Origin of the sequence: Nitrospina gracilis 3/211, from assembly GCF_000341545.2 — a bacterium.
GTDB classification, from domain to species: domain Bacteria; phylum Nitrospinota; class Nitrospinia; order Nitrospinales; family Nitrospinaceae; genus Nitrospina; species Nitrospina gracilis.
This window is the reverse complement of sequence record NZ_HG422173.1, coordinates 133,886-140,967: the sequence shown is the minus strand read 5'-3', so window position 1 is coordinate 140,967 and position 7,082 is coordinate 133,886. Positions and strand designations below refer to the sequence as shown.

The window sequence follows — 7,082 nt, the reverse complement described above, 5'->3', positions numbered from 1 at the left end:
CTTTGTATTCATCTCGCTGTTCGGCGTTCTGCAGACGGCATTGCTTGCGGCGGTGGTGAACCTGATCATCGGCATCGGTTGCATCCGCATTCACCAGGAAGACAACCCCGGCGTGAAGATCCTCCCGCGTCTGCCAAAACCGACGTGGTTTCGCTTCGAAGCGGACGCGTCGCAGAAACTGTGGATGATCGTCGCTTTTCTGAGCGGCCTGACGGCGCTCGCCTATGAAGTGCTGTGGACGCGCCTGCTGGTTTTCAGCATCGCCAGCACGGTGTATTCGTTCAGCATCATGCTCGCGGTGTTCCTGCTGGGCATCTGCCTGGGCAGCTTGCTGGCCGTCCCCGTCATCGCCAGGTCCCGCGACCTGAGGAACGTTTTGATGGTCCTGCAGGCGGGCATCGCGGGGTACGTGACGTTCACCCTGTTCAACATGGAATCGCTGTTGTCCGCGCCGTGGAACAGTTACAACCTCGACCGGCCGATGGCCACCTTCTGGCGGTACCTGAAAGATTCGTCGGCGCTCATGCTGGTGCCGACGACGCTCCTCGGCATGAGCCTGCCCATCCTCATCAAGCTCGCCTCCCGCGACCACACGCACGTGGGCGGGGGCACCGGACGCATCTACGCCGCCAATACTGTGGGCGCGATTTTTGGATCGCTGGTTGCGGGGTTCGTGCTGTTGCCGCTCATCGGCACGGAGCACAGCCTGATGGCGGTGGTGACGTTGAACCTGTTCGTGGTGGCGCTGCTGTTCCGTACGGGAAACGCACCGCTCAAGGTGCGCAAGGTGGGGACGCCCGCCATTGTGGCGGTGATCCTCGCCTTCACCCTCGTTATGCCCGGCGACCTGCTCAGCCCCTTTTTCATGCGTGACAGCGTCGGTCAGCGGGACATGAAAAGCCTGTTGTATTTTGAAGAGGGGCTCACCGACACGGTCGCCGTGTTCGAGGACAACTACGGTATCCTCGACCCCGATGCCAAACGCCTCATCACCAACGGCATCTCCATGTCCGCGTCGAACGTGATCGCCACGCGTTACATGAAACTGTTCGCGCACGTGCCCATTCTATTGTCCGACACTCCGGACAACATTTTGGTCATCTGTTTCGGTACCGGGCAGACCACCGGCGCGGCGGGAATTCATCCGCGCGTGAAGTCGGTGGACAGCATCGAGCTGTCGCCCAGCGTCATCAACGCCGCCCCGGCGTTCGCCAAAGAGAATCACGACGTGGTCAACAACGACAAGGTGAACATCGTCATTCAGGACGGACGCAACTTCCTGCTCACCACCGACAAGAAATACGACGTGATCACCGGAGAGCCGCCGCCGCCGCGAACGGCGTTCACGGTGAACCTGTACACGCAGGATTTTTACGAGCAGGCACTGCGCGTGCTCAAGCCCGGCGGCATCATGGCGCAGTGGGTGCCGCTCCACAGCCAGAGCGCGCGCGAGGTGGACATGCATTTCAAAACGTTCCTCTCCGTGTTTCCGCATGCGCAGGCGTGGATGTCGGTCGCCAATGAGATTTTATTGATCGGCTCCGATCAGCCCATCGACATCGACCTCGCCAAACTGAAAGCGCGCTTTGCCGAGCCGCGCATCAAGCAGGCGATGGATGCCATCCATATTCCGGACGTACACTCCTTCCTTGCCAATATCTGGTTTCTGGAAGAACAAATGCACGCGCTCGCCGAAGGCCAGCCGCTCATCACCGACAACCGCCCGCGCATCGAATTCTATCTCGACTACGGCAACGTCGTCGACACACCGGGGCTGGAACGCATCGTGTTCAACCGGGTAGAAGCGGACCGCTTCTGGGAACGTGTGCAGAACGCGAATGCGGAAGATGAAGCCGAGTTCCGCCGTCAGTTCCGGGTGATGGACCTTTACCAGCGCGGCGTCATGTACGCCAACCGCGAGATGTTGTTGGAAGCCCTGCGCCTGGCGAACGACGACGGTCTCCTGCGCTACCACCTGCAGGCGGGCGAGCCGCAGATCCAGGAACTGCTCGAGCAGGTGGAGGCCGATCCCGGAAACCTCGAAGCCCTGCTCAACCTCGGTCATTCGTTTTATCAGATCGGGCAATATAAAAAGAGCCTTGAGTTTCTGACCCTGGTGCGAAAGCGCCAGCCAAAAAACCCTTTCGCGTTGCTGTACACGGGGTACGACCTGATGGAGCTGGGGCAACTGGAGCAGGCGGAAACCGCGCTCAAGGATGCGGTTCGGAACAATCCGGGTGAGATGCGGAACGTCATGCAACAGGTCGGATTGATAGATCTCCTGCAAAAGCTGGAGGAGACCCCCGACGATCTCCTGCTCCTCAACGCCGCCGCCAAGTTTTACAACGTGCGCGGCGAGCACCTGAAGTCGCTCGAATTCTCCTCGCGCGTGTTGGAGAAAGAACCACTCGACCGCGAGGCCCTGCGCAGTCAGATGTTCAGTTACCGAGGCCTCGGTCAGCCGCGCGAGGTCATCGCCACTGGTTTCCAATATGGAAACGTGGACCCGGAAGATATGCAGTACATGTACCTGATGGCGGAGATGTACATCAAGATTCTGAACTGCGACAAGGCCATCCCCTTCCTCGAAAAAATCCTCGCCGTGGACGACACCTACCAGAACGCGCAGAAGTGGCTGGACCGGTGCAAAAAGAAAACGGGCGAAGCTGTTCCCGCCGCGTAAATTTTGGAGCCTGATTAGGGTAAGTGCTTTCAGCGGGGGGAAAGACCGCGCAGGCGGTTGCGCACGTTCAGCCATGCGACTTCCAGCCCGTTCGTGATGCGGCCTTTCCAGATGCGCCACGGACTGTAGAGCCGCGCGTGGGTTTCGAAAAGCAGTTTGGGGATGTTCAATTCTTCCGGACAACGCGGCAGGCAGTCGCCGCACTCGGTGCACCGGTTGGCGAACTCGCCGGGAAACCAGTGTCCCTTGCTCTGCAACATGTTGTAACGGTACTTGCCGAACGAACGCATGCCGTAGCCCTTCAGCATATTGCGGAAACGCAGGACCTCCGGAATGTTGATGTTTTCCGGGCACGGCAGACATTCGTTGCACACCGTGCAGTAATCCGGAATGCGCTTCGTCTGGCCGTCCATTTTCTCTTTCACCGGCTGGTCTTCCGGTGTGAGGTAATCGCCGCCGTTCAGGATCGCCAGATTCTGCGGAAAATGTTCAGGCGCGTGGAAGCCCATCGTCAGCGTGGTGATTTCAGGGTGACTCAGGCAGAAGCGTCCGTTGAACTGCACCGGCGTGAGCGGCGCGCACAGCGATTCTAGTTTCTGGGATGGATTCCACAACTGCCCGCCCTTGTCGTTGGGCGAGATGATGAGGACGCCCATGTCGAGTTCGCCCGCCAGTTGGATGGCTTCACGATGACGCTGGAAAAAATAGTAGTAGTGCAGGTTGACGAAGTCGAACAGGTTGGTGCGCATGGCGGCGAGGATAATGTCGAGCGGTGCGTGCGTGGAGAACCCGATGTGACGCACCAGCCCTTCCTCGCGCAGGCGGTGCAGGGTTTCCACCGGGCCGCCGGGTTTCACCGCCGCGTCCAGCCGTTCCTGGTTGTTGATGCCGTGCCAGCCGTAGAAATCGACGTAATCCAACCGCAACGCCTTCAGTTGTTCGTCCACCAGCCGCCGCGTGTCGTCGGCGGTCATCGGTGCGCCCTTGGTCATCATTTTGTATGCCGAGCGCGGTGTGCCGAGTTCCTTCAGTGTCCTGCCGTACAGGTGTTCGCTTTTCACGTAACCGTGGGCCGTTTCGATGTGGTTGATGCCGCAGGCCAGCGCGCGGCGGGTGGTGTCGATGCAGTTCTCCAGCGCCGCTTTCGGCAGGTAGTCTCGCGGCGCGTCCCAACCCTGCTCGAAACGCATGCCGCCCAGCGTGAGTACGGAAATGGACTCGTTGGTCCTACCGAAACGACGGTACTCCATCGGTGGCAGGGCCGTGGGGGCCATCGTGTCGGTCGGGGTGGCGGCGGTGTCGGTCATAATCCGGTTCCGGAGATTGGGGGTTCTGTAAACAGCCGGTTTCATGCTAAAAAAGAACGGGCCGGGAGTCAATCCTGCGCCGGGGTTTCCCCCGGCTGTGGAAAATCCTTACATTAATAAAAAGAGGGGTATCCGTCCCCGCAAATAGAATGAGCCCATGTTCGACAAGCTGTTCGACTGGATGAAGAAAAACGAACCATCGAAAGAGGCGCCGCCGGAAACGGCGGAACTCACGCCCGAAGCAAAACAGGCGCTGATCAAGAATTGGTACGCGACGCTGGGCGTGCCGGAGGGATCGGATCTCGGCACCTGCCGACGGGCGTGGAAACAACTGCTGGCGAAGTACCACAAGGACCTGATCTCCGAGGACGACGATGCCCAGCAGGAGGCCTCCCGCATGACTCAACGCATCAACGAAGCCTACCGCGGCCTGCAGGACGAGCTGTTCTGATTCCGGTTGGGTCCCGGCCCCGGCCGGGTCTATAATGAACCGGTCGTCCGAAAGACCGGACTCCTCGTCCTAATCCACTCACAATCACAGGCGGTGCCGTGTCTGCCTTCCGTTTCATCCATTGTTCGGATCTCCACATCGACAGCCCGTTCAAGAAACTGGACGGCGTCGATGACGCCATGCGTGACCGCCTGCGCGTCGCGACCTCCGAAGCCTTCGCCAACATTGTCACCCTTGCGTTGAATGAAAAGGTCGATGCCGTGATCATCGCGGGCGACGTGTTCGACGGCGAAGATAAAAGTCTGCAGGCACAGTTCCGTTTCAAACACCAACTCGACCGCCTGAGCGCGGCGGGCATTCCCGCGTTCATCGCACACGGCAACCACGATCCTTTGAGTTCCTGGTCCCATACTTTGCAATGGCCGGAAGGCGTGCACGTGTTCCCCGGCGGTGAAGTCGCGTCGTTTCCCGTCGGACGCGATGGGCGAGTTGTTGCTGAAATTTCCGGTACCAGTTACCCGAAAAAAGAAGTACGCGAAACCCTGGTGCCGTTGTTTTCAGGCATCGACACAACCGTGCCGACGGTCGCCGTATTGCATGCGAACGTCGGCGGCAACACCAATCACGACAACTACGCGCCGTGCAGAATCGAGGACCTGTGCGGGGTGGCGGTCGATTACTGGGCGCTGGGTCACATCCATGCGTGGCAGGTGTTGCGCGACGCACACCCGGCGGTGGTGTACAGCGGCAACCCGCAGGCGCGGCATTTCAAGGAAGGTGGCGAAAAGGGATGCTTCCTGGTGGCGCTGGAGAAGGGCCAAACGCCGGACATCGTGTTTCACGCGGTGGACACCGTGCGCTTTATAAGGGAGCAACTCGATGTGACCGGATGCGATACGGCGGATGCGGTGGCCGCCCGCATCGTGGATGCCTGCCGCAACCGGTTGGCCGCAATCGCCGGACGCGACCTGGTTGTCGAGTGGACCCTCACCGGCCGCACCCGGGTGCACGGCTTGTTGCAAAACACCGAAGACCTAGCGGCCCTTCGGGAACACGTGTTGACGGAGTTTGAAGGGAGCACGCAACGGGTATGGGTGGAATTGGAATCGCGCACCACGGGTCATTACGAACTCGATGCCCTACGGCAGGGCAGGGACTTCATCGCCGATGTCATTGGCCGTTACGACGCGGTGGTGGCGAAGGACGACCTCGAGAATTTACTCAGGGATTTGGAACCGGTGTTCGCCGAGCGCGGTGGACGCCTGCCGCCGCCGGATGCGGACACGCTTAAAGAGTGGATCGCGCAGGCGCGCGACCTGACGCTGGATCACCTGCTGGCGGACGAAGACTGACGGAGGCCGGGAATAAACCATGCAACTGCGTGCATTGCACATCAAACGATTCGGCGCCTTCAGGGACACGTCCGTCACCGGATTGCGTTCCGGCCTCAACCTGCTGTATGGGGAAAACGAAGCGGGCAAGACGACGCTCCTTCAGTTCGTGCGCTGGGCGTTGTTCGGTGAAGGCGCGATGTATGCGGATCACTATGCTCCGGAGGACGGCGGAAAGCAGGAGGGGTTGCTGGAGTGCGAATCGGCAGGCGGTGAGGGTGTGACGATTCTGCGCAGTGTCCAAAGCAAACAGAAAACGCAGGTCAGTGTCACCACGCCATCTCGCAAAGCGGGCGATCAGCAGAACCTCAATCCGTTTCTGGGATACATCCCCGCCGGGTTGTTTAAAAACACGTATGCCTTCACCATCGAAGAATTGCAGCAACTGGATTTTGTGAAGGACGAGGAAGTGAAACAACGCATCGTCGGTGCGGGACTGGGACTGGGCCCGGTGTCGCTCGCAGAAGTGAAGAGGGCTTTGGCTGAACGGCGCGACGGTTTGTTCAGGCAACGGGGAAAGACGCAGACCATCAACGCCCTCACCGCCGAAATCAAAAGGCGCGAAAAGGAAATTCAGGAAATGCAGAAGGACCTCGTGCAGTACGACGCCCTGCACATGGAAATCGAATCCCTCACACGGCAACGCATGGCGCTCGAAGAACCCCTGGCTGAATCCCGGCACCGGGCGCAGAGATTGAAGGCGTTGCGCGAGGTCTATCCCCGGTTTGTGGACTGGGTGGACTCGGAAAATGCTCTTGAAGCGATGCACGGTGTGCCGGACCTCGGCGAACCGGTGGTGGAGCAGTTTCATGCACTTCGGAGGGAATGGGCGTCGCTCAAAAAACAGCACGATGAAGCTCAGCAGGAAGTCGAACGCCTGCAAAAGGCACGGGATGATATCGAGATCAACGACGCGTTGTTGCAGTTGGAGACGGAGGTGAAACAGCTCATCCAGTCACACCAGTCGGTGAGCAATATTCTGAAGGACATCGACGGCCTCCGCAGCCAGCGCAGTGAAAAAAATGGAATGATTGAACAGAACCTCAAGCGCATCGGCGAAGGCTGGGACGAAGTGCGGCTGCGATCCTTTCAGAAGATCGACGAATTGCAGGCGCGCGCCCGCAACCACCGCGCTGACCTGGAAACCGCCATTGAAAAATTATCGAAAGCTCAGACCCTTCTGGACGCGCACCGAGAGCACCGGGCACGTGAAGGCGGGCGCCCTTCCGTGCCTGCGGGGTGGATGGTAT

5 protein-coding genes are annotated in these 7,082 nt (G+C 59.6%); 4 read left to right on the top strand and 1 reads right to left on the bottom strand.

Annotated elements, in window-relative coordinates; translation table 11 throughout:
* Positions 1–2,683 (top strand): fused MFS/spermidine synthase (locus TX82_RS00685; RefSeq protein ID WP_042250195.1); only part of this gene is annotated, 2,683 nt, incomplete at its 5' end.
* A 29-nt stretch (positions 2,684–2,712) separates the two neighbouring features.
* Here TX82_RS00685 and TX82_RS00680 read toward each other — a convergent pair.
* A complete protein-coding gene (locus tag TX82_RS00680) occupies positions 2,713–3,990 on the bottom strand; it encodes an aldo/keto reductase (RefSeq protein WP_005010826.1) in 1,278 nt (425 codons plus the stop codon).
* Between the two features lie 157 nt (positions 3,991–4,147).
* On the opposite strand from TX82_RS00680, the gene TX82_RS14870 reads away from it, so the two are divergent.
* The 3 genes from TX82_RS14870 to TX82_RS00665 all read left to right on the top strand — a co-directional run.
* Complete coding sequence (locus TX82_RS14870; RefSeq protein WP_005010824.1) at positions 4,148–4,441, top strand: J domain-containing protein; 294 nt, start codon at positions 4,148–4,150, stop codon at positions 4,439–4,441.
* 98 nt (positions 4,442–4,539) lie between these two features.
* On the top strand, positions 4,540–5,793 hold the full coding sequence (locus TX82_RS00670; RefSeq protein ID WP_005010823.1) for a metallophosphoesterase family protein: 1,254 nt from the start codon (positions 4,540–4,542) through the stop codon (positions 5,791–5,793).
* 19 nt (positions 5,794–5,812) lie between these two features.
* Positions 5,813–7,082: AAA family ATPase (locus tag TX82_RS00665; protein ID WP_042250193.1), on the top strand; the 1,270-nt coding region annotated here is incomplete at its 3' end.